This window comes from Pseudoramibacter alactolyticus ATCC 23263 (assembly GCF_000185505.1).
Classification (GTDB): Bacteria; Bacillota; Clostridia; order Eubacteriales; family Eubacteriaceae; genus Pseudoramibacter; species Pseudoramibacter alactolyticus.
This window is the reverse complement of sequence record NZ_GL622359.1, coordinates 384,721-408,686: the sequence shown is the minus strand read 5'-3', so window position 1 is coordinate 408,686 and position 23,966 is coordinate 384,721. Positions and strand designations below refer to the sequence as shown.

Here is a 23,966-nt window from a genome sequence, read left to right as displayed (position 1 = left end):
TTCGTTTGCACAGTCTTTATTTACTTGTCCGCATCGAAATCAAGAATCGGCGTCGAAATAAAATCAGAATCGCTGTTCTTTTCCATTTCTGTTGATACGGACACCTGTTTTGGCGCGAGAATGAAAACATTATCCGCAATTTTATTGATGGTGCCTTCTAATGCAAAAACCGCACCATTTAAGAAGTCAAAGATTTTTCGACCATCTTCGTATTCGGTATTCTTCAAATTGACGACGACCGTTTTATTCTGTTTGATTTTATTGACAATGCTCGGAGCGTCGTCAAAAAATTCTGGACTTAACACCAAAACCTCGGCCGATCCCGTCAGCGGCGCAACCTTTCGAGGAGATGACTTTCGAACTGGTTCTGTTTCTTCGACATATTCATCCTCTACGCCGTCCAGCTCATCTTCATAAGCGTCTCTGTAATCATCTTCGTAATTTTCATCATCCATCCCAAAGACTTTTACGATTTTATCTTTGAATTTTTCGTTTGCCATCTTTTACTCCTCACACTGAAAAATTTTTCTACCGACCCGAACGCAAGTTGCGCCTTCTGCAATCGCGATCGGATAATCGTTCGTCATCCCCATGGATAGGCAATCGATTTGATTTTCACCATTTTGATAAGTTATTTTTATTTTATCATACATTTCTTTTAATTGCCCAAATATTTTATGGATTTCATCAGAATTTTCTGTCATCGGCCCCATGCACATCAAGCCTCGCAGATTAATGTGTGAAAGCCGGGCGACTTCTTCTGTCGCCTTTGTTAGTTCATTGGCCGAAAATCCTGATTTTGTCGCTTCTTCTGCCAAATTAAACTGCAATAAGATATTCGTCACCAAATTTTTTTTAGCACTTTCCTGCTCAATCTTTTTCAACAACTTTAATGAGGAAACAGAATGGATCATAGCCACTTCTCCGATCAAATATTTAACTTTATTGGTCTGCAAATGACCGATAAAATGCCAGTGAATATCGCCTTTAATTTCCAGTTTCTTTTTTATTAAATCCTGAACGTGATTCTCACCCAGATCCATGACGCCCGCATCTACCACCGCCTGGGTTTCTGCAATCGTATGTTTCTTGGTTACCGCAATTAAGCGGACCGAATCGGGCAACTGACTTTGAACTTTTGCAACATTTCGCGCAATAATTTCTCGAAATTCTGGGTCTGTCGCTTCCGACACAACGCGCATATAATCCCTTCTCTCTTATAACTTTTAAGTTATTTTTTATGGATAAATCTTATAAGCCGTTCCCACCGTCAGATTCGGGTTCTCCACTACCCGCATGATGGCTTTTCCCTTTTCGTATTTATCAACTTTTACTTTCTGTAAACTGGTAAAATAGTTTTTTTTGAGGATCTTCAAATAGGTCTGCCCGGATTTTTTAATGATTGCACTTTGAGGAACTTCATAAGCGGTATACGCTTGCAAATGAATATCCGTTTTGAGTGTATTATCACCGGCAAAAACAGAAATATAATCTTTGAATAAAACAACCGCTATTTTTTGATCCCCATCATACATGACATCGACCAAATAGCAATCGTAATTCTTCCCGTTTTTCTCAATGGTTAATTGCGGATATTGCCATAAAACATCAACCCGTTTAACCAAATAATTGTAATATTGGGCATTCTGCTTTTTCCCTTTTGTGCCGACAATTTTCTTTTTCATGGCCAGCGCCTGAGATTCACCGCCGATCAACTCATCACGATCGACAATAAAAGCGGCAAAAAGTCTATCGTTATCAACAATTTTTAGTACTGACTCGCTCTGCTGGTCAATCTTGGAAACATCATTGAGAAAACTGACATCAACATAGGGCAACGTGCTCTCTCGAACGACTTTTTCCATGGTATTCACCGTCCCGTAAATATAACCCGTGGACAACATATCAAGTTTACCCAAAATAATGTCTCGTTTTCCAGTATTCTGAAGTGCTTCAAAAGTTTTTTTCTTCGCGATTAATTCCGACTTAGTCATCCCCATATAACTGGCGGAATTAACCAAAAAAATTTTACGTTCCTTCTGATCCTTTCCCATCTGACTGAAAATTTTATCTAATCCACGAAAATTGCTTTGCAGCTGTCCGACAATCGTCGGCCAATCTTTATATGCTTTTTCGCTTAAAATCCGATCGATCGTTTTAATTTGATTTTTAATATACGTCTGATCGACAATCTTTTTCGACTTCGTTAGGGCGCTGTATCCATTGACTTTGCTCCCCTGGACATTCACCAGATCCTCAGCGCTAAAATTATTCAATTCGATATAATCAATGTTTTTAAAGAAATAGACCTTTGCATTGGTCTCATAGATATAGTCCGTTCTTTCAATCAGGCCGCTCTTGTTCCTCCGATAATGGAAGGCAACAAGCACGACCACAATTAAAAAAAACGAGACCGATCTTAAGAACGCGTCTACGTTTGGTTTTTCTCTTTTCTTTTCGTGCAACTTGACTCATTCGTTGTCATCCTTGTATAAATTGAAATGGTCTGAGTGAGAGGAATCGAACCTCCGGCCTCGTGAACCCCATTCACGCGCGCTACCAAACTGCGCCACACCCAGACAATACAATTATTATAGCGAAAAGTTTTTCCTAATTCAAGTCTTTTATCGTTTTTATTTCGTATCAATGATCGCCCTGAAAGTCACTCCCACCCTTAAAAATGGCAGCCAGCGTAACGGGCGATAAGCCTTTAGCGTCTCAAGGCGCAGGCTTTCTCTTCGTTCGGACCACACTCTACTCGTTACTAGCCACCCTTTAAGGGGCTTTCTTTAACTCCTAAATGGATCTTCTTATTCCTTCACACTCAGTTTATCCTGAACGGTATCGTTCTTCTCCTCATCACATATACATTTTCTGATGATTTTCTCATTTAATCCGACCATACTGACTTAATAACCTACTGGCCAAAAATGCCGATTTCCAGATTTATACTTGAGATTTGCATATCTATCAAACATCATTAATACGTTTTTTTCTTATAAAATAACCCATAAATGAAGAAACGCTGATTTTAGGTGGTATGTTTACGGGCATATGAATATGATCCGACATCAGACGCCCCTCCAGAATTTCCTCACCTTTATAACCACATAACTGTTTGAGGATATCTCTTATATCCGCCTTATATTGATTGTAAATTATTTTTCGTCTATCCTTTGGTGTGAGAAGACGATAAAGACGATAGGATATTTGCACATTCATTTTGTGTGTGCGAGCGAATTTGATTGCTTCACCATAAATTACCTTTCCTTTCTGCAATATAACTTGAACAATTTTATTGTAATCGGAAAGGTGATTTTTTTGTATAACAAACGTCGCGCACCCGCATGGCGGATGGATTTTTGTTTCGTTTTCGTTCGTTTTTCCCTTCGAAAAACTCTCTTGCTCAACTGGTCAAAGCCAAATAAAAAATACCCTTCCCACTGGTTATCCAGTAAAAAGGGTACATATCAGGATTTTTGGTCGCTTGGTATTTATTTTAAAATCATTTTTCTAAAGACCTTTTTCCCCTTTTTAACCGTGATGCCTGCCATCAGACGCTCGCGACCAATGCTGGCATTCTGATCGTTGACTTTTACACCGTCCACCGAAATGCCGTTCTGTTTGATCAGGCGGCGCGCTTCCGATTTGGATGGCGCCAGTCCCGTGGCCACCAAAAGATCAATGAGGCCGATGGCATCTTCTGTCAGCACATCTTCACCGATTTCCGATGTCGGCATATCGGCATCGCTGCCGCTGCCGGCAAAAAGACTTTTGGCCGTATGCTGCGCTTTTTTTGCCTCTTCTTCACCGTGAACCAGGGCCGTCAATTCGTAAGCGAGGATTTCCTTCTCCTCATTAATGCGGTTATCCGGCCAATTGGCCATCGCTTCAATTTCATCCAGCGGCAAAAATGTGAGCATCTTCAGACATTTCATGACATCCGCATCGTCCACATTGCGCCAGTATTGATAAAAATCGAAGGGCGACGTCTTATCCGGATCGAGCCAAACGGCCCCCTTGGCAGTTTTGCCCATCTTTTTGCCTTCGGAATTGAGTAGCAGCGTAATGGTCATGGCGTAGGCATCTTCGCCGAGCTTGCGGCGAATCAGTTCCGTCCCGGCGAGCATATTCGACCATTGGTCGTTGCCGCCGAACTGCATGTTCACGCCGTATGCTTTATGCAAATGATAAAAATCGTACGCTTGCATAATCATATAGTTAAATTCCAGGAAAGAAAGCCCCTTTTCAAGACGCTGCTTATAGCATTCTGCCCGCAACATATTGTTCACCGAAAAATGAGCGCCGATATCCCGGATCGTATCCACGTAATTCAAGTCGAGCAGCCAATCCGCATTATCCACAAGAATGGCTTTGTCCTCACCAAACTCAATGAAGCGGCTCATCTGCTTTTTAAAACATGCGACATTATGCGCAATGGTTTCGGTTGTCATCATCTGGCGCAGATCGGTTCGGCCTGAAGGATCCCCGATATGGGCGGTCCCGCCGCCGATGAGCACCACCGGACGATTGCCGGCCTGCTGCAGCCGGCGCATCAAGCAAAGCGCCATGAAATGCCCGACATGCAGCGAATCCGCTGTCGGGTCAAAACCGATATAAAATTTCGCCCCGCCGTTATCGATCAACTCTTTGATCTGCGGTTCGTCCGTCACCTGCGCAATAAGTCCCCGCGCCACCAATTCTTCATAAATTTTCATCGTTATCCTCCGTTTCATTTTCTGATGCTATTTTTGTCGCCAAATAAAAACCCCCTGTCTGCAAAAACAAACAGAGGGCGAGCATTCGCGGTACCACCTCAAATTCGCACTGACTTCACAGCCAATGCCTCTTCATGTGCCAACACACATTAGCGCAATATCGGGCGCACCCGTCTGATCCTACTTGCAGGGCTTTCGGTCAGCGGCTCCAAAAGGTATTCGACTCAGACAGATCTTGCGCCCTTGCACCAACCGGACGTTCTCTAAAAGATTCCACACTGATCTACTTTGTTTCTTCACAGCCTTGGTGATTGATTTAATAACGGAATTTATTCTATCGCATATGCTTGCTGCTGGCAAGCATTATTTTTATTCATTCAAGCCATTTGATTTGACAAAACTTTTATCATCATTTACAATTCAACCCATCCAGACTCCTGACCGTCTGAACATCCAATGCTTATGCACATTTAAGAAAGGTTCCGAACGTTTAATATGAAAAGTCCGAAGCATTCCGAAATGGAAGAAAAAATTAACCGTCTGACCAACGAGCTCATGCTCGATTATGGCGAAAACAAAAAAATCGATCAGCTTCTCCCCTACGATCACCCGGATAAGGATGACGTGCTTGCTTTGATTCGCCGCCTGATGATCATCGTCTATCCGGGGTATTATAAAAACAAAGTCTATCATGCCTATACCCGGCGCACCAATGTGCAGATGCTGCTTGAAGATATTATTTACAATCTCATTCGCCAGATCAAAATCGTTCTGCCTTATCTGCCAGATTATCAAAATCACAGCCACTGCCAACTCGGTAAAGATGCCGAGGATTTAACTTTTCAGTTTCTCAAGCGCATTCCTCTCGTCCGCGAATATACCGAAACAGATGTTCAAGCCGCCTATGAGGGTGATCCCGCCGCTTTTAACAAAGACGAAATCATCTTTTCCTATCCCGGGCTTTATGCCACCCTGGTCAACCGCATCGCCCACGAATTGTACTTGCTCAAAGTTCCGGTTCTCCCCCGCATAATGACCGAACATGCGCACAGCGTCACCGGCATCGATATCCATCCCGGGGCAACCATCGGTAAATATTTCTTCATCGATCATGGTACGGGTATCGTCATCGGCGAAACCACCATCATCGGCGACCATGTGAAGATTTATCAGGGCGTAACTCTGGGCGCCCTTTCCACAAAGGGCGGGCAGGAACTTAAAGCAATCAAACGGCATCCGACCATTCAAGACAACGTAACAGTTTACGCCGGAGCATCGGTGCTCGGTGGTGATACCATTGTGGGCAAAGACGCCGTAATCGGCGGTAACGCCTTTATCACCACTTCGATTCCGGAAGGCGCCCGCGTTTCCATAAAAAACCAGGAGCTTTCCTATAATTACAGCCAAAAGCCTAACGGCAGTGTCGATTCCAAAGAAATCCCCCTCGACGACAGCTGGTTCTACATGATTTAAGGATCATCGACACCAAAAAACCGAACCTTTTGAGTTCGGTTTTTTTATTTTGCGCTATTTCCATTTATCAAATCAGCCGGAAAAATGCAGCAACATCCCCACCGCAGCAGCCACCACGATAAATAAGATCGGATGCCAATTTTTGACTTTAGGGATCCATCGGGTTGCCACCAGCAGCACAACGGCAAAAATCACAGCGCGAATATTGATAAGCCCCAGCCAATTGTGCCAGGTTAACACTTTGTGACTCTTAAACAGAGCAATCCCTGCCACCGAAAGCCCCGCAGCTGCGATCAGTCCGGTCGAGGCCGGCCGCAGGCCATAAAAACCAGCTTTCACATATTCATTATCTTCAAAAGCTTTGAGAAAAGCGGCAATAATGATGATGATAACAATCGCCGGTGCGACCTCGCCAATAGTCGCGATGATGCCCCCTGGCACCCCACCGACGGTATAGCCCACATAGGTTGCCATATTAATCCCCATCGGACCCGGCGTTGATTCAGACACCGCCACCATATCTGCCAGCTGGCTCTGGGTAAACCATCCTGTCGATTGACCGATGGCTTTTAAAAAGGGCAGGGTCGCTAAACCTCCGCCGATCGAAAACAGTCCGGTTTTGAAAAACTCCCAAAATAACCGCAAATACATCATGATTGTTCACCGCCTTTTGACAAACGCGAACGTTGCGCTTTGATCTTTGCGATGACAATGCCTGCCGCTGCGGCAGTAAGCACAAAGACCACCGGTGATACATCAATAAATAGGGAACCAGCCGCCACTGCGATAAAAATCAGCAGGGTTGGGATATCGATGATTGATGTTTTGCCAATTTTTACCACCGCATTAAAGATCAGCACCACCACTGCCACGCGGATCCCGGCAAAGGCATCCTGAACAATTGGCAAATCGTCGTATTTTTCGATAATACCCGCTAATGTCATAATGATCAACAGCGACGGCGAGACCAAACCGAGGGTTGCCACAATGGCACCAATCACACCGCGTTTTTTATTGCCCACAAAGGTCGCCGTATTCACCGCAATAATCCCCGGCGTGCACTGGCCGATGGCATAATAATCGGCAAGCTCCGTTTCAGTCGCCCAATGCTTGTTCTCGTCAATTTCCCGCTGCAGGATTGGCAGCATAGCTAATCCGCCGCCAAACATCATGATCCCGATTTTAAAAAACGTGCTGTATAACGCCCACAGACTTGGCCGTTCTCTATCGTCAGACAACTCTGTTCGCGTTTTTTTAATCTTTTTCACATAGCCCTCCTCTTTCGCCAATGTCCATTCTCTTATCATTGGCTTGATCATAGTCTACAACAAAAATCAGCGGATGTAAAATCATGGCATTCAAAGAAAAAAGCATCCGGAAAAACTTCCGAATGCTATCCGGGCATCATCACGTTCGATTATGCTTCCTCAATCACGCCCACCGGGCAGCCATCCATTGCTTCTTCTGCCGATTCGGCGATGTCTGCCGGCACTTCGATGTCTCTGGCTTCAGCCAAACCTTCATCGTTGATGAAAAAAATTTCCGGGCAGGCGGCTTCACAAGCACCGCAGCCAATGCAACCATCTTTCACGACATATTTCATTTGTTTCCTCCTTTTGAGAAACCCCGCTCTTGCCATCGGCCCGATGCAAAGCCGACCGCGACCGAGAATTCTCCTTTGACTTCTATTAATCAGTATAATACAATGAGGCTGTTGATAAAAGTTGTACTGCCAACATAAAACCATTCTTTTTTAATTTACAGCCAAAAGAAGGGACATGACTTGGATATTGATTTTCTCTCTCAAACCAAACTGTTTCACGGCATCGCACCAGATGCCATTCCCAAAGTGCTTTCCAATCTCGGATATCGCATCAAAAATTATGACCGCGAGGCCGTGATCTACATGGCCGGCGATTCCGCCGACGCCATCGGACTCGTCCTTTCGGGATCTGTGCGCATTGAAAACAACGACTTTTGGGGCAATACGTCCGTTCTCGCCAATATCGCCCCGGGATCGGTTTTTGCCGAAACCTATGCGCTTCTTTCCGGCGAGCCGCTCATGGTCGATGTGATCGCCCAGAAAAAATCCACTGTTTTATTTTTACAAACAGAACATCTCTTTGATTTCTCCCACGATACCTCCATTGCCAATCGCCGTCACACCATTATTCACAATTTGCTGATGATCTCTATCCAGAAAAACCTGCATCTGTCCCGGCGCATTTTCCACACTTCCAGCAAATCCATCCGCGGCCGCTTGATCTCCTATCTTTCCTTTGTCGCGCAGAAAAAAAATACCAACGATTTTGTCATTCCCTTCAATCGGCAGCATTTGGCCGATTATTTGAGTGTCGATCGTTCAGCCCTTTCGCACGAGCTCTCCAAAATGCAGGATGAAGGACTGCTCATCACCGAAAAAAGTCACTTTGTTTTAAATTTCGATCTTTAAAATTTTCTGTTCAAGCCAATCTTTTAGTATCAACGCATGGTTGACTTGCGGGTTCTTGGCGGCATAAAGCAGGGTAACATCCCCCTGTTTTAACCAATCTGCGATCTTTGAAGCCCATGCCATTGCATCGGGGTTTCGTGTCAATTCCCCGCGATAGGCCTTTCCAAAATCATTCAATTTTTTCGCCTCGTGTCCGAACCATTTTCGCAAATCGGGTGAGGGCGCAATTTCTTTTGCCCAACTGTCCAGAGCGGCCCTTTTCTTTGAGATGCCCCGTGGCCACAGACGATCCACCAGAATCCTTTTTCCGTCCGTATCTTCCGGCGGTTCATAAACACGCTTGATTTTAATGTGATCCATTTTCCCCTCCTTTATTCTTTTGTTACAGCATAACGATCTGTATTTTTTTATTCCGTTGTTAGAACAACAGTTTTCTTTTCCTCCTGTCCGTATAATAAAGTCATTAAATCAATCATATGCACTCGCAAGGAGGAAATTGAATGTCCACTCAGAATCAAATGTTTTGTTACCAATGTCAGGAAACGGCCGGCTGCACTGGCTGCACCGTCTCTGGAGTCTGCGGCAAAAAACCCGATGCCGCCGCCATGCAGGATCTGCTGATTTACGTCACCAAAGGGCTTTCGGCCATCACCACCGAGCTGCGCGCCGAAGGCCAGCCTGTCAGCGAAACGGTCGATCGTCTGGTAACCGTCAACCTGTTCACCACAATCACCAATGCTAACTTCGATAAAGAAGCCATCGTTGCCCGCATCGAAGAAACCCTGCGCGTTAAAGAAGCCTTGCGATCCCAGGTCAAGGCGGCTGTCGATCTTCCGGACGCAGCCACTTGGAACGCAACCGCCGATCAGTTTGAAGCCAAAGCCGCCTCGGAAAGAGTCGGCGTCCTCGCCACCAAGGATGAAGATATCCGAAGCCTGCGCGAACTCATCACCTACGGTCTCAAGGGGCTCTCGGCTTACAGCAAACACGCCAACGCTCTGCTCAAAACCGACGCCAAAGTCGATGCCTTTATCCAGGAAGCACTCGCCAAAACGCTGGATGACGGCTTGAGTGTTGACGACCTCGTCGCTCTCACCCTGGAAACCGGCAAATACGGCGTCGACGGCATGGCCCTGCTCGATCGTGCCAACACCGAAGCCTATGGCAATCCCGAAATCACCACCGTGGATATCGGCGTGCGCAAAAATCCGGGCATTCTGATTTCCGGCCACGACCTGTGCGACCTCGAAATGCTGCTTGAACAGACTGCCGGCACCGGCATCGATGTTTATACCCACTCTGAAATGCTGCCGGCCCAGTATTATCCGGCATTTAAGAAGTACGACCATTTTGCCGGCAACTACGGCAACGCCTGGTGGCAGCAGAAGGATGAATTTGAAAAATTCAACGGGCCGATTCTGATGACCACCAACTGTATTGTCCCGCCCAAAGCGAGCTACAAAAACCGCCTTTACACCACCGGCGCTGCCGGATTCCCGGGCTGCCCCCATGTTCCCGGCGAACCGGGCGAAGTCAAGGACTTCTCAACCATCATTGAACACGCGAAAAAATGCGCCGCGCCGACCGAGATCGAAAGCGGTGCCATTGTCGGCGGTTTTGCCCACGAACAGGTTTTTTCCCTGGCTGATAAAATCGTCGAAGCCGTTCAATCCGGTGCCATCAAAAAGTTTGTCGTCATGGCTGGCTGCGATGGCCGCCAAAAGGGCCGCAGCTACTACACAGATTTCGCCAAAGCCTTGCCGCAGGATGCCGTGATTTTAACCGCCGGCTGCGCCAAATACCGTTACAACAAGCTCAACCTCGGCGATATCGGCGGCATTCCCCGCGTGCTTGACGCCGGCCAATGCAACGACTCTTATTCTTTAGCCCTCATCGCCCTGAAGCTCAAGGAAATTTTCAATTTGGACGACATCAATGATCTGCCCATTGCCTACAATATCGCCTGGTACGAACAGAAGGCCGTGATTGTACTGCTCGCCCTGCTCTCTCTCGGTGTGAAAAATATTCACCTCGGCCCCACCCTGCCGGCTTTCCTTTCACCCAACGTGGTCAATGTGTTGGTGGAAAACTTCGGCATCGCCGGCATCGGCACTGTCGAAGATGATATGAACCTTTTCTTCAAAGAAGCCTAACCCTCCTTATAAAATAAACAAACAACACGCCAAAAAGGCAATCTCCAATGAGATTGCCTTTTTATATGCCGATTGATTGTTTATTTTAAAAGCAGCTGCGCCAATGCACTTTCGTTTTTCACCTCGTAATCCGGAAAATACACCGCGTCTTCCGGGATCGTATTCTCCCGACGATTCAGCCAAATGGCACGCCAGCCTGCGCACTTCGCTCCCACCACATCAATGGCATAGGCATCGCCGATATAGGTGCAAGCCTTCGGCGGCACATCCAATCGCCGTTCTGCCTCTCTAAAAATAGCGGTGGCCGGCTTGGCGGCGCCCACCTCACTGGAAATCAGAAAATGCTCCGACGCAATCCATTTTTTAAGGCCCAGCGTCTGCACTTTGCGCATCTGGTGGGCTTCAGGTCCATTGGTAATAATTCCCATCGGCACGCCTTTTGCCTGCAAATGATCGAAAATGCACACCATGTCCGGAAGCAATTTGATCTTCTGTTGCTCCGTGGCGTAAACTTCCTGAAAAGCCAAACCATCTTCTTGGGACAGGAAAGCGCCGCAGTCTTCAAAAGCCTTGCAGATGCGGTAGGCATACATTTCCGATTCCGTCAATTCCCCGCACGCCACCATCTCGAAGACCTCGTCGCTGCGAGCCCGGCTGCAAACAAAAAGCCGTTCCAGATTCAGCGCATCGAAACGATGGCCGAAGACGCCTTTGAAAGCCGACCTGAAGGGCGAAAATTGATCGTAAATGGTATCGTCAACATCAAAAAAGACACAGCACATATCATCGTTCCTTAACGGGTGCCGGTCCTTGCTTTAAAGGATTGTTTTCCGAATTGAGCACAGCTGTCACCACCGGTTCGTATTCTCCGCGGCCAAACGATCCCTGCCAATCCAGCCATTTAATCACACCGTAAACCCCAAAGGTTAACAGAAGGCCAAACCCCAAACCTGCCAGCGGCGGATTCCAGCCGAGCCTCGGCGCCAAAGCATAATACCCCAAAAAGACACCGACAAAAAAACCAACGAGTGGCACCCCATAGGCAATACCGCTCGCCTTCATCAAGCTCGCCAATTCCATCTCGACAGCCACATCATCACCGACTTTCGCCTGCGCTTTGTTTTTCGCCTGAGCTGTCATCGTCTTATTGGACGTCGCCATTTCGCATGCCTGGCAGTTGGCGCACATTTCGTGCCGCCGAATCACGACTTTAGCATGGTCCCCTTTGACTCTCTGGACTGTTCCGTATTCAATCATTTTTAAACCTCCATTTCTGCTTAAAACAAGAACTCCCGCGTTTGATTCAGGAGTTCTGCCTTGAGGTCGCATTCTGTTTTAGACAATATCGTCATCGACGCTGATGCCTAAATCGATGAGCTGGTCAAGACTGGCCTGCGCCGGTGCTTCCGTCATCAGATCCGAATGGTTCTGCGTTTTCGGGAAAGCGATGACGTCGCGGATATTATCCAAATCAAGCAGCATCATGATCAGCCGATCAAAACCGAAGGCCAGCCCACCGTGCGGCGGCGTCCCGTATTTCAGCGCTTCCATCAAAAAACCAAACTGCGTCTGAACGGTTTCCTCGTTCAGATTGAGCGCCTTAAACATTTTGTCCTGAATGTCGCCGTTGTGGATACGGATAGAGCCGCCTCCCAGTTCAACACCATTGACAACCATATCGTAAGCATCGGAGCGTACCTTTTCCGGCGCGGTATCGAGCAGCGGAATATCTTCATCCAGCGGCGCCGTGAAAGGATGGTGCACTGCCACATAGCGGCCTTGTTCGGCATCGTATTCAAGCAGCGGGAAATCAATCACCCAGAGGAATTTAAACTGATCCGACAGGTCGAATCCAAGACGCTTGGCCAGTTCTAAACGCAGCTGGCCCAATGCGGTGCACACGATCTGATCGGTATCGGCCACCATAAAGATATAATCGCCGTTTTCGGCGCCCATTTCTTTGTAAATCGCTTCTTTTTCTTCCTCGGAAATGAATTTAAGGATCGGTGATTTCTGGCCTTCGTCTTTCACATCGATCCAGGCTAGTCCCTTGGCTTTATAGATCTTGGCGAATTTTTCCAGATTTTTCAGGGTCTTTTTGGAAAGTTTGCCCTGGGCATCCTTGGCAATGACAGCCCGAACCGAACCGCCGCGCTGAATCGCGTCGGAAAACACCTTGAAATCTGAATCCTTTAAAATATCCGACAGATTGTGCAGTTCCATACCAAAGCGCATATCCGGCTTATCGGAGCCGAAACGATCCATGGCTTCCTGCCAGGTCATGCGCGGGAAAGGCCGCTCCAATTCGACGCCCCGGATTTCTTTAAAGACCTGCGCGATCATCCCCTCCATAATCGGCATGATGTCGTCCTTGGTCACAAAAGACATTTCCATATCGATCTGGGTGAATTCCGGCTGGCGATCCTGACGCAGATCTTCATCCCGAAAGCATTTCGCGATCTGATAATAACGGTCCATGCCGGAAATCATCAAAATCTGCTTGAAAAGCTGCGGACTCTGGGGCAAACCAAAGAAATTCCCCTTCTGTACGCGAGATGGCACCAAGAAATCCCTGGCCCCCTCCGGTGTGGTTTTCCCCAGAATCGGCGTCTCAATTTCACAGAACCCCTCGTGATTCAAATAATCCCGCACAATGCTGGCCGCCCGGGCGCGCGTCATTAGAATTTTCTGATTCTTGGGCTTGCGCAAATCCAGATAACGGTATTTCAGGCGTACATTTTCTCCCGATTTATCGTCATCCTCGACATAAATCGGCGGCGTAGCTGAGGTGTCCAAAATAGTCAGCCTTGAAACAAGCACCTCCATCTGCCCCGTGGCCATCTTCGGGTTGACATTTTCGGCCTCGCGCTTGCGCACCGTGCCTTCGATATTTAAAACATATTCGCTGCGGACTTTTTCGGCAATGGCAAAATCCGCGCCGGCGTCTTCTTCGTTGATCACCAGCTGAACGATGCCCGAACGATCGCGCAGATCGACGAAAATCACCCCACCAAGGTCGCGGCGGCTGTCTGCCCAGCCCGCGAGTTTGACGGCCTGACCGTTTTTATTCGCATCAATATCCCCGCACACGGCGGATCTAAAATGGGTTTCCATCATATCCAAATTCCTCCTGCTTCTATTAAAAGCTGCCCAAAGGCGGCCAATTTCACGTTTTTTTATTATATGCTTTAGGCCCTATGGCGTCAAGGTTTAACCGCCTGATTCCGCCATAAGTTCCCGCTCATTTCTGATTGATGAGATTCTGATAATGGGTGCGTTTCTGATCGATCACCTGCTGACCCCGCTGATTATAGGTGCGGATATCCTTAACAGTAAAGACCTTATTAAAGCGATCCGTCTGCGCATGATAAACCTTTCCGGAGGATCCGGCGCCGATCCCGATAATCGTCTGCTTTTCCGCCATCATCAGCGTGTTGTAAATCCCCGGATGCCCCGTCAGGCAATAGCCAATGTTTTCACCATTGCCCTGGGCGTATTTCTGCCGGTACATATAATAGGGCTCATAACCCGCCACGGCAAGCTTTTGATGAACCTGATCGTAAAACGCTGCATCATAAAGCTGCGTATAGCGATGACCACCGGCCGCCTTCATGCGCGAGCCCTTTTTAATGGCCAGGCTGTGCACTGTCAAATTCTCCGGGCGCATCGCCACGACCCGATCCAGAGAGGTCAAAAACTGCGCTGGCGTTTCCTGATTTAAGCCTGCGATTAAATCCATATTGACGCAGCCAAAGCCGACGCCGCGAATCTGACGATACACCCGCTCGATATCCGCCGCGGTGTGAAAGCGCCCGACGGCTGCCAGGGTCTCGTTATTCATACTCTGCGGATTCAGGCAAAGGCGATCAACCCCGAAGGCTTTGAGCACCGCCAGTTTTTCCGGCGTTGTGGTCTCCGGACGCCCCGCTTCAAAGGTAAATTCCCGCAGCTTCGAATGAACCAAACGGCTTTCCTTCAGCGCCGCAAGCAATCGCTCGATTTGTCTGACCGACAATACCGATGGCGTTCCACCGCCGATATAAAGCGTGTCGACGCGCAGTTGCCGCTTGATCATCCAGGCTCCCATCTGCCGGATCTCCGAGATGAGCCCTTGCAGATAATCCGCGCAGAGCACGCCTTTTTTATCCGCAATGGTGGAAACAAACGAACAATAACTGCACTTGGCCGGACAGATGGGAATCCCCACGTAAACAGACACGAGATGATCATCCAGCGGATAGACGATGGGCATTTCTCGACGGGCAATTCCCGCCGCCAGCGCAGCTTTTTCCGCACTGACATCGTAAATCCGCATCATCTTATCCATGGCTTGCCGTCGAGTGAGCCCCTCGCCCGCCATATAATGATGGGCAATTTTAACCGGTTTAATGCCGGTGAGGCTTCCCCACGCCAGGGGCCGATTAAAAAGGTCTTTCAGAAAATGATAGAAGAACGTCTTGAACCGCTCCGAGTCCGGCGTCTCGTCGGCTTTCACTTCAAAGGTGCATTCGCTAAAGGGCTGGTCAAAAATCTCCGCCTCGATGGTCAGACCTTCCGGTGCATCAACCACTCGGATAATGGCGTCTGCTTCGCCATCGAATTGAATATCGCCATTTGGCAAATAGGCCATCAGCAATTCCCGGGCCGCCGTGCGCCACGGCGCGTAGTCCGGCATGATCAGGCCGATTGTCTTCACACGGGACAAGTCCGCAGACGTCGTTTCTTTTGCTTGTGTTCTTCTTTTATTCATATGAAATCCCATTTTTATACACCTGTTCATGCCCACATTTGCGTCCGCTTGAACCTTCCCGTTTCTTTTCCCGTTTCATTTCTTAGCAATAACAAAGGCGGCCCGAGGCCGCCAAATGCACATTTAAATGCTTTTACTGAATAAATGGATTGTGCGTTCGTTCAAAACCGATGGTGGTATTTTCGCCATGACCCGGCAACACCGTTAACGCCTCGTCCAAAGTCATGAGTTTTTTAACCGACGCAATCAGCTGGGGATAGGAGCCGCCGGGAAAATCCGTTCGCCCGATCGACGCGCAAAACAAACTGTCGCCGGTGAAAATCACGTCATCGCTTAAAAAACAAACGCCCCCCGGCGTGTGCCCCGGCGTGTGAATCACCTTGAACTTTAGATGATCGCCGATCACGATATCGTCACCGTCGCGCAGCAAACCCTCCGCCGGATCAAAACGCGCCGTCATGCCCATCAGCGCCGCAATATTTTTCCCAGGCGAATTCAGACAGTCCGCGTCGTCTGCGTGAATATAAACCGGAGCACCGGTCAAGGCCCGCGCCTCATTCAATCCGCCGATATGATCAAAATGGCCGTGGGTCAGCAGAATCGCTTTGATACTGATAGCCTGATCTGTGATGAACTGCGCAATCTCCGGACGCCATCCGCCCGGATCGATGATCACGCCCTGACCATCCTCTTGCGACCAAGCGATATAACAATTGGCCATAAGCGGCCCCACCATGTATTTTTGAATTTCCAAGCCTTCCTCCTTCACCGGATATCCTAAAATGTTTTCTGGCTGTCTAAAAGCAAAGTGACCGGTCCGTCATTCTGGATGAGCACCTGCATCTCGGCCTGAAACTCGCCAAACGCGACTTTGCGCACTCCCGCTTCCTGCACCAGCGCTGCAAACTGTTCATACTTTTCTTTCGCTGCAGCCACCGGTCCGCTGCGCATAAAACTGGGACGCCGTCCCTTTCGGCAATCGCCGTATAAAGTAAACTGGGACACCACCAAAAGCTCGCCGTCCACATCCAAAAGCGATCGGTTCATCTTGCCCGCTTCATCTTCGAAAATCCGCAGATGAACGGTCTTATCGATGATATAGCGCATGTCCGCCTCGGTATCGTTTGCCTCAATGCCCAGCAGCAAATTGATCCCCAGCCCAATGGCGCCAATCACTTGACCATCGACCAAAACAGAAGAGCGACTCACCCGTTGCACCACCGCGCGCATCGCTACACCCGCTTCACGGAAAGCACCTTGGACAGCTTTCCGATGTTCTTCATCAGCAAATTCAATTCACGCCGCGATTTTACTTCGAAAACGGCCTCAAAATAATTAAACTTGCCTTTTTCATTGCGCGCAGTCAGCGCGTTGAGGGGAATGTTCATTTCAATAAAAACTTTGTTGATCTCAATCAGCACATGCGGGTCTTCATCTGCCTTGATGTTGATTTCGGCTGTAAAATCGCCGGCCACGCCGAATTTATTCCATTCGACCTCGACGATTTTATCGGTGTCCACAATGTTGAGCACGTTTTTGCAATCTGTCCGATGAACAGAGATACCGCGGTTCTGGGTAATGTAGCCGATGATTTTATCCCCGGGAACCGGGCTGCAGCATTTGGCAAAATGCACCTCGATATCGCGCAGGCCGGCCACGATGATATTGGAATTCTTCTTGGTGTCATCTGATTTTTTCTTGATGACCACTTCCTCCGGATCCGCCTTGAAGACTTCCGGAAATATCAGGCTCATCTTGGTGAAAACTGTTCCGAGTTTGATGCCGTTATAGCCAATGGCCGCATAAAGATCATCCACCGTTTTGTAATTGAGCTTTTCGCTGAGTACCTCCAGCTCGTGCTGATGGCCCAACTTGGAATGCTGCAGCCCTCGCCGCTTGAGTTCGTTCTCCAGCGCAAGCCGACCCTTTGCAATATTTTCTTCTTTTTCTTCCCGTTTGAAATATTGACGGATTTTATTGCGCGCATGAGCGCTTTTCACAAAACTCAGCCAATCGCGGCTGGGACCGTTGCTGTGCTTAGAGGTCATCACTTCGACGATGTCCCCATTGTTAAGGGTGTAATTCAACGGAACGATTTTCCCGTTAACCCGCGCCCCCACACAGGTATCGCCGATGTCCGAGTGAATGCGATAGGCAAAATCCAGCGGACAGGAGCCCATCGGCAGTTCAAACACCTGTCCTTTGGGCGAGAATACATAAACTTCTTCGTTTAACAGATCAACTTTAATCGTCTCGAGCAAATCGCCGGCGTTATCCAGCTCCTGCTGCCATTCCATAATCTGGCGAATCCAGGCGATACGTTTTTCATAATGCGCGTTTTTTTCGCCGGTTTTGCCTTCTTTATATTTCCAATGCGCGGCGATCCCATATTCTGCAACCCGGTGCATCTCTTTCGTCCGGATCTGCACCTCGAAAGGATCGCCGTTGGGGCCAATCACCGTCGTATGAATCGACTGATACATATTGGGCTTGGGCATCGCGATATAATCTTTGAAACGCCCGGGAATCGGCTTCCATTCCGTATGGACCAGCCCCAACACGCCATAACAATCCTTAATAGAATCCACAATCACCCGCACGGCGATCAAGTCGTAAATTTCGTCAAACTGGCGATGCTGAGCCTTCATCTTGCGATAAATCGAATAAAAATGCTTCGAACGGCCATAAATTTTGCAGGGGATGCCCGTCTCGTCAATCTTTGCCTTGAGGATGACAATCACCTGATCGACATATTCTTCCCGAACTTGTTTACGCGCTTTGACCTTTTTAACCAGATCGTAATAACCTTCCGGATCGAGATATTTTAACGATAAATCCTCAAGCTCACCTTTAATGGCTTGAATCCCCAAACGGTTGGCAATCGGAGCATAAATATCCAAGGTTTCCCGCGCTTTTTCCTGCTGTTTCGCCGGATTCATGTATTCGAGGGTGCGCATGTTGTGCAGGCGATCCACCAATTTAATGAGGATGACACGAATATCCCTCGACATCGCCATGACCATTTTGCGCAGATACTCGGCCTGACTTTCTTCCTTCGACTGATATTCAATTTTCCCGATTTTGGTGACACCCTCCACCAAATCGGCAATTCGCGCGTTAAAAATGGTTGCAATTTGCTTGTGAGTATAATCGGTATCCTCAATTACATCGTGCATCAAAGCCGCGCAAATGGTTTCCGTGTCCATCTTGTACTCTGCCAAGATATAAGCCACCGCCACCGGATGGATGATGTATTCTTCTCCAGATTTTCTTTTCTGGCCCTCGTGCGCTTCATCGGCCAACTGGAAGGCACGCATGATCATGGACGTATCCGCGTCTGGTTCGTTTTTCTTAACCAAGGCAATCACGTCGCTTATTTTGCGCTTAACCGCTTCTGTTGCCATACGTGCCTCCTTCTCACAGTAAATTCAGATCGCTCTTTCAATCAGCTTCTATCACAAAACAAAACCAGCGTTAAATATTGTATTTAACCAGCGATTCGACATAATAATCTTTCAGTGTTTCCCGGCCCTTCAAATCAGTCAATTCGATCAAAAAAAGCGCGCCGCAGACTTCGCCGCCCAAAAGTTCAACCAAATCAATGGCGGCTTTCATGGTGCCTCCGGTCGCCAATAGGTCATCTATGATCAAAACGCGGTCTCCGGTTCTAATGGCGTCCTTTTGAATTTCGACGGTGTTGCTGCCGTATTCCAAGGTGTAAGACTTCGCCATCACTTCGCCCGGCAGTTTGCCCGGTTTGCGGATCGGCACCAGACCGACATCGAGCTTATAGGCCAGTGCCGAGCCGAAAATATAACCCCGAGCCTCCGGAATACAAACGATATTGACATCCAGTGCCTTAGCGATATCATAGAATTTATCGGTAACGTAGCGGAAGGCGTCGCCGTCGGCAATCAAACTGTTGATATCTTTAAAACTGATACCTGCCTTTGGAAAATCCTGATAGACCGCAATTTTACTCTTTAAATCCATATTTAACCTCAATCTTTTTTTAATAAATATTTTTTTAATTTTATCACTAACGGCGCCTTTTTAATATCCTTTTTTTGTTCTGTTTTGCAAATCTTTGAGAAAATCACGCCTTTTTTGAGCCTATACTGAATGATTCCGATTTCACGGAAAGCTTCTAATGCCAGCAAAAGCTGAAAGCTGTTGATCTCCGCCACCTCATCCATCAAAACGTCAAAGGCGACCGGCCGGCCTGCCTGATGTTTCAACAAGCTGTAAACCGCGACCAAGGCCTCGCGGCCGGGCAAAAGAGCTTCCTCATCCATTTGCCGGATCGGCAATGCGGCAGCCGCCGCTTTCGGACCCTTTGTCAATATGTGAAGCCAATGCCAGCACTGACGATTATCGTAAAGCGGGTCGGGTTTCAAATCCCGCACCACAAGCTCTATATTGTCTTTTCCGCGAAAATGGTTGATCTTGGGCGCAGCCAGAAAACGCAGGGTTCCCCGCACCGCTGCCGCTGCCTGATCTCCCGCGCCAAAAGCGATGCAGCGCGTATTGCCCAAACGAAAGCTCAAATGCGCACCGTCCTTGCCCATGGCGCGCACATCCGAAGGCGCCGTCGCCGCAAATTGAAAAACTGGCCCCGGATTGGCCACGCCGTAGGGCTCGCACGTTGCCAGTCCGTCCATCAGCGCCCAATCGAGATCTCGACTGGTCAGATCGCCATCATAATAAATCGTCTTTTTTAAATGCGCTGCCGCTCCGTTGTCGGTTGCCCAAGCCGCCAGGCGCTTTGTCAATTCGGCAATATTTTCTTTCCGGATCGAAAACCCGGCCGCCATGGCATGACCGCCGTAAGTCTCAAACAGCGATGCACAACTCGAAAGCGCCTCAAAAACGTTGATTCCCTCCACCGATCGGCAGCTACCTCGCGCCATTCCGTCGTCGTCGATGCCCACCACGATCACCGGGTGATACCAGGTTTCCTGCAGGCGGCTGGCCACAATACCGATCACGCCGGAATGCCAGCCCTCGCCGGCTGTCAAAATGAACACATTCTGGTCCAGCTTTTTGCTCTGCACCGCTGCATAAGCCTGGTCGTAAATATCTTTCTCGATGGCCTGGCGCTTCTCGTTTTCGTCTTTTAAAAAGGAGGCCGCCGCCGTGATCGCCGCCGCATCCGTACCGGTATATAAATCCACCACGCGATCCGCCACACCGAGCCGCCCCGCCGCGTTGATCTTCGGCGCGAGCACATAGCCCACATTGCCCGCTGTGACCATTTCAATATCACTAACGATTTTAAGGGCTTTAATCCCCGGATTCTGGCAGTCCTCATTCATCGAGGTCAATCCCAGACGGACGATCAGCCGGTTCTCATCCTGCAGAGGCACGATATCCGCCACCGTGGCCATCGCCGCACATTCGATATATTCCCGCAGATCGGCATCCGTTCCCTCTGCCATCTGCAATGCCTGAATGAGTTTGAGGGCAATCCCCGCACCGCAAAGCTCCGAAAAGGGATAAGCAGAATCCGGCCGCTTGGCGTCAATCACAGCCAAGGCTTCGGGCAAATCGCCCTGGCATTCATGGTGATCTGTCACAATCACGTCGATGCCCAATGCATTCGCCAACAGAATTTCATCCTTCGCCGCGATACCGTTATCCACCGTGACAATCAGTTTGACGCCGTCGGCTGCCAGCGTCCGCACAGCCGGCGCATTCATTCCATAGCCTTCTGTCAGACGGTTGGGAATTTTAAAGCACACGTCCAGCCCCATCTCACCCAAATATTTGAGCAACATGGAGACGGCGGTGGTGCCATCCACATCGTAGTCTCCGTAAACGCACACTTTTTGCTTTAAAGCCTTGGCCTGCAGCAAGCGCGTCACCGCCAGACGCATGTCCGGCAGCATCCACGGATCGTGAAAATCTTCCGGATTCGGTTCCAGATAAGCCATGGCGGCTTCCGCGTCTTCACAGCCCCGGGAAAGGGCAATGCGCGCCACTGCCTTTGGTACATTGCAGATTTCTGCAATTTCCTCGATTTGCGCCTCACTTTCCGAGGACTGCGGCTGTCTTAATTTCCAAACGGTTTCCATCATCTGCCTTGCTCTCTTTTTTCATTTTGAAAATGCACCAGTTAAAGAAAACCGAACAGAGAAACTCTGCTCGGTTTTCCTGGCTTCGACCATGATCAAACTTCAATTTTTTCAACTTTTCGGTCACGCCGTCTCTTAGCTCTTTTATGCTGCTTCGTGTTGAAACGCGATTTTTTTGCGTGTTTTTGGAAAATCACCCACAACGGACTCGCCACAAAAATGGACGAATAGCACCCGCAGGCAATCCCTACAATGAGCGGCATGGCAAAATTGCGAATGGCATCCACCGCGAAAATATAAAGCGCAATGATGGCCACCAGCGTTGTCGCGACGGTGTTAATGCTCCGCTTTAAAGTCTGGGTGATGCTGGCATCTACCAGTTTAGTCATCTCTGCGATATTCGCCATTCCCATTTCGTTTTCATTTTCGCGAATGCGGTCAAACACGACAATGGTATCGTTAATCGAATATCCCAGAATGGTTAGAATCGCAGCGATAAACGGCGAATTGACCTGAATCTGGAAAAGGGCATACACCCCGATCACCACGATGATATCGTGAAACAGGGCAATGACCGACGCCAAGCCAAAGAAAAATTCAAACCGGATTGTCACGTAAACCAAGATCAGCGCGATGGCTGCCAAAGATGCCAAAATTGTGTTGCGCGTGGTTTCTCGCCCGACACTGGCTGTAATGCGATCCACCGATACGTCTTTTTGTTGAACCTTCGGGTAGCGTTTCTGAAAATCCCCCAGCAGCTTTTTCTGCTGCAAGTTGTTCAGGCTCACCTTGGTGCTGATCACAGCGCTTTGCTTGGCATTTCCCGAATACGTGATATCTGCATTCTTATCAAACGTCTTGGTGATACTTCGAATGTCTTCTGTTTTGAAGGCTTGGTGCAAATTGACCGTCACCGTCGTCCCGCCGGCAAAGTCAATGCCGAAGTTCAGCCCGCGGACGCCCAGCGCCCCGACGGCGATAATCACTAAAATCAGGGAAATGGACAGCCAGATTTTGGTATGCTCAATAAAAGGAAGGATTCGCTTTTGCTTTTGTTCTTTCGCCATGACTGCCTCCTTAAATACCATAAAATGCTGAAGTGCCGATGAGGTTAGAACCCAGCACCAGTTTAATCAATTGCCGGGTAATCACCACAGCCGTTAACATCGACAAAATAATCCCAACGACCAGGGTCAGCGCAAATCCTTGGGCCGAGCCGGTCCCCATAAAAAAGAGCACAAACCCGGCGATGAGCGTCGTGATGTTCGAATCAAGAATCGACCGCATCGCATTTTTAAAGCCGGCATTCACAGCAGACTGCAGCGATCCGCCGCCACGCGCTTCCTCTTTGATGCGCTCAAAAATAATGACATTGGCGTCAACGGCCATCCCAACGGTTAAAATCATACCAGCTATCCCGGGCAAGGTAAGCGTCACTTTCATCGCCGACATGAAGAGCAGATCCAGCATGACAAAAATAATCAATGCTAAGTCCGCAATGATGCCGAGTCCACGGTAAAATACGAGCATAAACACCAGCACTGCCAGAATCCCGATGGCTCCGGCTTTGATGCTTTGTTCCAGAGAATTAGCACCTAAGGTCGGACCGACGGTCGTCGCCTGCACCGTTGTCAGCTTGACCGGCAGCGCACCCCCGCGGATCAGCTCCGCCAGGTTGGACGCTTCGTCCATATTCTTCATGCCTTCAATCACCGCTTCGCCATTGGTGATCGCCGCATTCACCTTCGGCGCCGAAATGGTTTCGCCGTCCAGTTTAATTGTGATGGTCTGCCCCAGGTATTTCCGCGTGGCATTTGCAAAGGCCTTGGTTCCTTTTTTGTCAAACTTAAGGGAGACGACAGCCTGAGTCACGCCGCTGTTATTCTTTTGGTTAACCGCCTTCGCCGCGGTAACGTGATTCCCGGTCAAAATGGTTTTGCCATTGGGATCTTTAAACTTCAGCTGAGCAGTCTTGCCGATCATATCCAGGGCTTCCTGCTGATCCGAAATAGACGGAATCTGCACACGAATGCGATTAGTGCCCTGCTTCGTCACTGTCGCTTCAGAAACGCCCAGCGTGTCGACGCGGTTTTTAAGCGCCGCCACCGTGCTTTCCATCTTCTCGTTAGTCAACTTGCTGCCTTTAGTCGGCTTGGCCTGCAGCACCACGTTAACACCGCCGGTCAAATCCAACCCATAGCTCATATGGTTGTTGATATTGCCAATGTCGTAAATGCCGACGGTAATGCCGTGAAACAACACATAAACACAAAAGGCCAGTGCCGCAATAAAAACAGCAAACCCAACGGCATATTTTCCATTGATCTTTTTCTTTGTCATCCTCTC

Annotated in this window: 22 protein-coding genes, 1 tRNA gene, 1 pseudogene and 1 other annotated feature; of the genes and pseudogenes, 3 read left to right on the top strand and 21 right to left on the bottom strand. The window is 48.6% G+C overall.

Annotation, left to right across the window (positions count from 1 at the left end):
• Window positions 1-20 precede the first annotated feature (20 nt).
• The 6 genes and pseudogenes from HMPREF0721_RS01950 to tyrS form a co-directional block, all read right to left on the bottom strand.
• Window positions 21-500: a cell division protein SepF gene (locus tag HMPREF0721_RS01950; RefSeq protein ID WP_006597852.1), complete on the bottom strand. Its 480-nt coding sequence runs from the start codon at window positions 498-500 to the stop codon at window positions 21-23.
• 3 nt (window positions 501-503) lie between these two features.
• On the bottom strand, window positions 504-1,202 hold the full coding sequence (locus HMPREF0721_RS01945) for a YggS family pyridoxal phosphate-dependent enzyme (RefSeq protein WP_006597851.1): 699 nt from the start codon (window positions 1,200-1,202) through the stop codon (window positions 504-506).
• Window positions 1,203-1,238: 36 nt separating this feature from the next.
• Window positions 1,239-2,054, bottom strand: a complete 816-nt coding sequence (locus HMPREF0721_RS01940) for a hypothetical protein (protein WP_156788676.1) — start codon at window positions 2,052-2,054, stop codon at window positions 1,239-1,241.
• A gap of 448 nt (window positions 2,055-2,502) precedes the next feature.
• Window positions 2,503-2,579: transfer RNA gene (locus HMPREF0721_RS01935), tRNA-Pro, on the bottom strand.
• Between the two features lie 231 nt (window positions 2,580-2,810).
• Window positions 2,811-3,218: pseudogene (gene tnpA / locus HMPREF0721_RS11410) on the bottom strand (IS200/IS605 family transposase).
• 276 nt (window positions 3,219-3,494) lie between these two features.
• Window positions 3,495-4,718 carry a tyrosine--tRNA ligase gene (gene tyrS, locus HMPREF0721_RS01930; RefSeq protein ID WP_040639838.1) on the bottom strand — a complete coding sequence of 408 codons (1,224 nt, stop codon included), beginning with the start codon at window positions 4,716-4,718 and terminating at the stop codon, window positions 3,495-3,497.
• A 70-nt stretch (window positions 4,719-4,788) separates the two neighbouring features.
• Window positions 4,789-5,027, bottom strand: a binding site (T-box leader).
• Between the two features lie 210 nt (window positions 5,028-5,237).
• Between tyrS and epsC the strand changes: the two genes are divergently transcribed.
• Complete coding sequence (gene epsC, locus HMPREF0721_RS01925) at window positions 5,238-6,191, top strand: serine O-acetyltransferase EpsC (protein WP_040640173.1); 954 nt, start codon at window positions 5,238-5,240, stop codon at window positions 6,189-6,191.
• 72 nt (window positions 6,192-6,263) lie between these two features.
• On the opposite strand, the gene HMPREF0721_RS01920 is transcribed toward epsC, so the two are convergent.
• The 3 genes from HMPREF0721_RS01920 to HMPREF0721_RS01910 all read right to left on the bottom strand — a co-directional run bounded on the left by HMPREF0721_RS01920 (window position 6,264) and on the right by HMPREF0721_RS01910 (window position 7,794).
• Window positions 6,264-6,845: a chromate transporter gene (locus tag HMPREF0721_RS01920; RefSeq protein ID WP_006597846.1), complete on the bottom strand. Its 582-nt coding sequence runs from the start codon at window positions 6,843-6,845 to the stop codon at window positions 6,264-6,266.
• Complete coding sequence (locus HMPREF0721_RS01915) at window positions 6,842-7,510, bottom strand: chromate transporter (RefSeq protein ID WP_006597845.1); 669 nt, start codon at window positions 7,508-7,510, stop codon at window positions 6,842-6,844. Before HMPREF0721_RS01915 ends, HMPREF0721_RS01920 begins: the two co-directional genes overlap by 4 nt.
• 98 nt (window positions 7,511-7,608) lie before the next feature.
• Entirely contained in the window at window positions 7,609-7,794 is a 186-nt protein-coding gene (locus HMPREF0721_RS01910) for a ferredoxin (RefSeq protein ID WP_040639837.1), read from the bottom strand.
• 180 nt (window positions 7,795-7,974) lie between these two features.
• Here HMPREF0721_RS01910 and HMPREF0721_RS01905 point away from each other — a divergent pair, with 180 nt between their 5' ends.
• Window positions 7,975-8,643, top strand: coding sequence for a Crp/Fnr family transcriptional regulator (locus tag HMPREF0721_RS01905; RefSeq protein ID WP_006597843.1), 669 nt, complete (start codon window positions 7,975-7,977; stop codon window positions 8,641-8,643).
• On the opposite strand, the gene HMPREF0721_RS01900 is transcribed toward HMPREF0721_RS01905, so the two are convergent.
• Window positions 8,626-9,003, bottom strand: coding sequence for a DUF488 domain-containing protein (locus HMPREF0721_RS01900; RefSeq protein ID WP_006597842.1), 378 nt, complete (start codon window positions 9,001-9,003; stop codon window positions 8,626-8,628). The two genes, HMPREF0721_RS01905 and HMPREF0721_RS01900, sit on opposite strands and share 18 nt — an antisense overlap.
• Window positions 9,004-9,143: 140 nt before the next feature.
• Here HMPREF0721_RS01900 and hcp point away from each other — a divergent pair, with 140 nt between their 5' ends.
• Window positions 9,144-10,796 carry a hydroxylamine reductase gene (gene hcp, locus HMPREF0721_RS01895; protein ID WP_006597840.1) on the top strand — a complete coding sequence of 551 codons (1,653 nt, stop codon included), beginning with the start codon at window positions 9,144-9,146 and terminating at the stop codon, window positions 10,794-10,796.
• An 80-nt stretch (window positions 10,797-10,876) separates the two neighbouring features.
• On the opposite strand, the gene HMPREF0721_RS01890 is transcribed toward hcp, so the two are convergent.
• From HMPREF0721_RS01890 to secD, 11 genes are all read right to left on the bottom strand, one after another.
• A complete protein-coding gene (locus tag HMPREF0721_RS01890) occupies window positions 10,877-11,578 on the bottom strand; it encodes an HAD family hydrolase (RefSeq protein ID WP_006597839.1) in 702 nt (233 codons plus the stop codon).
• 1 nt (window position 11,579) lies between these two features.
• Window positions 11,580-12,053, bottom strand: coding sequence for a SoxR reducing system RseC family protein (locus HMPREF0721_RS01885; protein WP_006597838.1), 474 nt, complete (start codon window positions 12,051-12,053; stop codon window positions 11,580-11,582).
• A gap of 78 nt (window positions 12,054-12,131) precedes the next feature.
• On the bottom strand, window positions 12,132-13,913 hold the full coding sequence (gene aspS, locus HMPREF0721_RS01880; protein ID WP_006597837.1) for an aspartate--tRNA ligase: 1,782 nt from the start codon (window positions 13,911-13,913) through the stop codon (window positions 12,132-12,134).
• Window positions 13,914-14,037: 124 nt separating this feature from the next.
• Window positions 14,038-15,546, bottom strand: coding sequence for a coproporphyrinogen dehydrogenase HemZ (gene hemZ / locus HMPREF0721_RS01875; protein ID WP_207635231.1), 1,509 nt, complete (start codon window positions 15,544-15,546; stop codon window positions 14,038-14,040).
• Window positions 15,547-15,679: 133 nt separating this feature from the next.
• A complete protein-coding gene (locus tag HMPREF0721_RS01870) occupies window positions 15,680-16,300 on the bottom strand; it encodes an MBL fold metallo-hydrolase (RefSeq protein WP_040639836.1) in 621 nt (206 codons plus the stop codon).
• 23 nt (window positions 16,301-16,323) lie between these two features.
• Window positions 16,324-16,776 carry a D-aminoacyl-tRNA deacylase gene (gene dtd, locus HMPREF0721_RS01865; RefSeq protein WP_006597833.1) on the bottom strand — a complete coding sequence of 151 codons (453 nt, stop codon included), beginning with the start codon at window positions 16,774-16,776 and terminating at the stop codon, window positions 16,324-16,326.
• 2 nt (window positions 16,777-16,778) lie between these two features.
• Window positions 16,779-18,950 (bottom strand): RelA/SpoT family protein, encoded by a 2,172-nt coding sequence (locus HMPREF0721_RS01860; protein WP_006597832.1) that lies wholly within the window; start codon window positions 18,948-18,950, stop codon window positions 16,779-16,781.
• Window positions 18,951-19,020: 70 nt separating this feature from the next.
• Window positions 19,021-19,539 (bottom strand): adenine phosphoribosyltransferase, encoded by a 519-nt coding sequence (locus HMPREF0721_RS01855; protein WP_006597831.1) that lies wholly within the window; start codon window positions 19,537-19,539, stop codon window positions 19,021-19,023.
• A gap of 8 nt (window positions 19,540-19,547) precedes the next feature.
• On the bottom strand, window positions 19,548-21,623 hold the full coding sequence (gene recJ, locus HMPREF0721_RS01850; protein ID WP_006597830.1) for a single-stranded-DNA-specific exonuclease RecJ: 2,076 nt from the start codon (window positions 21,621-21,623) through the stop codon (window positions 19,548-19,550).
• Between the two features lie 92 nt (window positions 21,624-21,715).
• Entirely contained in the window at window positions 21,716-22,687 is a 972-nt protein-coding gene (secF, locus tag HMPREF0721_RS01845; protein WP_156788674.1) for a protein translocase subunit SecF, read from the bottom strand.
• A gap of 10 nt (window positions 22,688-22,697) precedes the next feature.
• Window positions 22,698-23,960 (bottom strand): protein translocase subunit SecD, encoded by a 1,263-nt coding sequence (gene secD / locus HMPREF0721_RS01840; protein ID WP_006597828.1) that lies wholly within the window; start codon window positions 23,958-23,960, stop codon window positions 22,698-22,700.
• Window positions 23,961-23,966: the final 6 nt, after the last annotated feature.